Source organism: Xanthomonas axonopodis (genome assembly GCF_001304695.1).
Classification (GTDB): domain Bacteria; phylum Pseudomonadota; class Gammaproteobacteria; order Xanthomonadales; family Xanthomonadaceae; genus Xanthomonas; species Xanthomonas axonopodis.
The window spans coordinates 1-3,741 of record NZ_JFAQ01000216.1 but is presented as its reverse complement, the minus strand read 5'-3'; the positions used below and the strand labels follow the sequence as shown (position 1 = coordinate 3,741).

Annotated in this window: 1 protein-coding gene and 1 pseudogene; both read left to right on the top strand. The window is 62.2% G+C overall.

Going from position 1 to position 3,741, the window contains the following annotated elements:
• Nucleotides 1-939 precede the first annotated feature (939 nt).
• Entirely contained in the window at nt 940-3,030 is a 2,091-nt protein-coding gene (xopAA, locus tag XAXN_RS17400) for a type III secretion system effector XopAA (RefSeq protein WP_054320480.1), read from the top strand.
• Between the two features lie 504 nt (nt 3,031-3,534).
• A pseudogene (locus XAXN_RS21970) lies at nt 3,535-3,741 on the top strand (IS481 family transposase); the annotation flags it as partial.

Below are 3,741 nucleotides of genomic sequence, written 5' to 3'. Positions count from 1 at the left end.
CGACGCGAATACAACGAGGAGCGACCCAAGAAGGCAATCGACGGCATGACGCCATCCGCGTATGCCCAACAGCTGGCCAATACCGATATCATCAACCCCGGACTCTAAACCCGGCCGCTACTCAGGACGGGGGGACGTCGGGATCAGTATAAAAAAGCAAAAAGTAAGCTAAATTTCTGTCCCAAAAGGATTATTTCAAGAATTCCTGCCGGCCCTCGGGAACAGCTGCGGCCATCGCGCTCCGTTGGCGAACAGGAAAAGACCATCGCAGCAGTGCAACGCCAGGAGGCTGATGCTCAGCCTGTTGGGGAAGGTATGGGTCATCCTCCGCGTCAATGCCTTCGTCATCCCAGCCATGACTTCGGTGAGGCGAAGCGAATCGGAGAGCTACTCGCCAAACTTGCTTCTACAGTCACTGCAGGAGATCGACACGGGTCTATGCAATTCAAAGCCTAGCGTGACAGGGTCACCTGCGCGTTATGCAACCCCCACTACAGAGCAGGCCGCGCCATCTGAGTCGCCGTCGGCATTGCGCAGGGACTCGCCTTCATTCGACCAGTGCACTGCGCGAGGCTTTACCTTCCCCACCGCGTTGCTCCGCTTCTCTCGAGCCGCAGGGCTCATCCAATTGGCAAGGGGCAGGATGGTCCGGCCATGAGGGTTTTGGCGGCTGGCAGGAATACCAGGGCGACGGTCATGGCTTGGTCCCTGATTGGCATGGCGCGCTGACTTGTGAGTCCCCGGCCGCTCCAGTCGATACGTGGTGGCCTCTAGCCGAGCGTGAGCAGATTTTTTTAACCGGATTTTGGTTACAGCGGAGGGATCCGCCCCTCGAACTGAATCGTAAAGCGGTTCAAGGCGGCCTTCCAATCGCGGATCAGCTGCGGGCGCGTCGCGATCGTCCGCGCTCGACGCCTTCTTCCTCGCAAGGACTCCATCATGCAAATCAAAAACGCAAGCCTTGACCCTAACGCGCATCCGCACGACCCGGTTGCGGTCGACGGATCGTCACCCGCCGACCGCAGCATCGAGATCGAAGCGGGACACGGCAGCGGCAATCTGTGGCCCACGGACGGCACGCAAGCAAGCGCGTGCCCGAGACCGGCTTCGGAAACCACGATGTGCCTCGCGGACCTGCTGTCAATCTCCAGCCAGCGGCCTTCGAGGCCCGAAGTCATACCAGCCATTGTGCAAGCCGGGGACGATGAAGGCGTCCCGGATTTGCTTCCGCAACTGGCCCGTTCCGGGGCGAGCCAGCCGCGCCTGGCCAATCCCGGCGAAGCGAGGGACGTCGAGAGCGGGTTGCTCATGCGCGATTGCTCGTCGCGGATCGCCGCCTTCCTGGGCAACCTGTCGGTCGTCCAGGAGCTTCGGCAGTTCGATGACAGCGAGTTCGTGGGCAAGCTGCGTAACGAACTGGTCACCGAGCCTGGATGTCGAGAGCCGAAGACGCTGCTGGCCGCCATGGGCGAGAAGGTCGATGAACTGCGGTCGCACCTGAACAAGCAGGCGTCGACGCCAGAGGAGGCGGAGTTCCTGGCCGAGGCCCGGCGCTATCTCGAGCCCGTCATGACCAGCTTCGAGACCGATATCCACACCTTGCAGCACGACGCGAGTGCTGCGAAGCGGATATATCAGGGAGCGCTGACGCTTCTGCTCTACCCCTTGCCGCTCGCCACACTGTTCACCCAGAAGACTGGCACCTACGCTGCGTTCAACATTGCTTCCTACACCTACACGGCGATACAGCTGGTCTCGCTTATGCGACGCCCGACGACGGACGCCAAGCTGTTCATGAAGCACGCCATCAACCGGCACAGCCTCGTCTTTTTCATCTCGCTGATCTATGCCGTACCCACCTTCTACGCCAAGGCCACGCCGCTGCAGCGCAACGCCGGCTTCGTCGCCGGCGCGGCGGTGGCGCAAGTGGCGATGATGTTCGGCCTGCGGCTGGGGCAGGACCTGATGGACTCGATGCGGCTGCGCTTCAACGGCGCCTTCAACCGCAGGCGTGATGATCTTCCCGACGGCTTCAGGGACGCCATTGAGGGAGTCGTGGGCGATCTGCGCGCGGGTCTGAGCAAAGTCAACCGCTCCGTCGGCGAATTCCAGCAGGACCGGCGGATCACGCCGCACATGGATCGGCAGCTCACCTTCTTCAAGCAGGACCTGTCCAGAATCGTGACGGGCCTTGAGCGGCTCGTAGCGACCGGGACGCGGCAGGAGAGCGCGGTCGCCGCAAGCGATGACCGACCAGGCCCCCTAGAGGCGGTGCGCCAGACCCTGGAGGCATCGTTCGCAAACAACCCCGACCTGAAGGGAAAGCTCGCGCTGGCGACCGTAGCCTTCGCCGTCCTCGGGTCAAACATCGCCCTGATGCGCAACGACGGGCTGGCCCTACCTGACTTCATCGCCGATGCGGTCGTCTCGTCGACGTTCCTGCTCCGTGAAGCGCTGAGCCCGCACGTCACGCACGCGGGGATGAACGACAGCGTGAGCGACACCGTCGGCGCTATGACGATCGGCCTGCCCTTCTCCGTAGCCGCTGTGATGAGCAGCTACATGAACGACCCCAGGGCCAACCCATCGGGCTTCATAGCCGGGACCGTCGGCTACACGGCCGCCTACCTGCTCTTCGGCCGGGTAGCCGGCGACGTCCTGTCCAAGGGCCTCATGGCTACGAGCGGAGCGCTCGGCTGGGGCCAACAGCAAGCGATCCGACTCGGCCGGAGCGCGATGGCCTTGGGTTTCGAACTGGTCGCCGGGCACCGCTCGCCGGCTGCAGCGGATGTGCACGACGTAGCCGGGGTCGAGATGGCGGGTGTGCCGCATGAGCCGCTGTTCTTCAGCCCCTCACAGCGGGCGTCCGCCGAACGCACCCTGGTCGCCACGCTTGAGCAGATCGGCGACGAGTGGTACGACGCGCGCGACGAATGGGAAGGCGAATCGGAGGGGACGGCGGGTAGGGACGCCCCCCGGATCGACGCACCGGTAGAGCTGCCCATGCATCCGGCGCCTCAGTCGGAATAAGCAGCCCTGCACGCGTATGGGGTCGGGCGGATTCCTGAGCGGGAGGGTCGGTAGGGATTCGTGTAAGAAACCTTTACTGACAGCGAGTTAGCTCGTTTTTGGCTGTTTTGTACACGAATCCCTGCCAAGCCTCAAGTACGGATGTGGGCGGTGTGGATGGTGTTCGAGCGGACTGAACTTCGCAGCAACAGGCTGCTGAAGAATCATCTGCCGCGCGAAACGGCAAACGGACGGCTCGACAAGGGGTTCTCAGTTCACAGGCCAAGCGCGCTGCTGACAGGCAATGCGCTTGCCTGTCAGTTGCGGTCACTTTGTGCCAGTCGCAGCGCTGCGCCATGACAGCAGCCGTACGTCCCTGGCGCAGGCAACGCGCACTAAGAGTGGCGATGGCCACCGCAGTACAGATCTACGACCAAGTCACCAACGGCTGCCGGCGATCGCCCCTAGGTGTTTGATCCCATGCTTTGATGGTGCACTATTTTCCCTCGATTGGAAGGAAGCACTATGGGAGAGGTTATACAAGGGAGCGCCACTACGACAGAGGCGATCCGTCGAGCGATAAAAAATAGTCAAGAGAGACTGAGAGCGCTGTCAAAGAGATACGGGATAAATCAGAAAACGGTGGCGAAGTGGAAGAAGCGTCGCTCGACTGCCGATTTGCCAACCGGGCCGAGGCAGCCGGGTTCCACCGTGATGGAAGTTACGGATGAG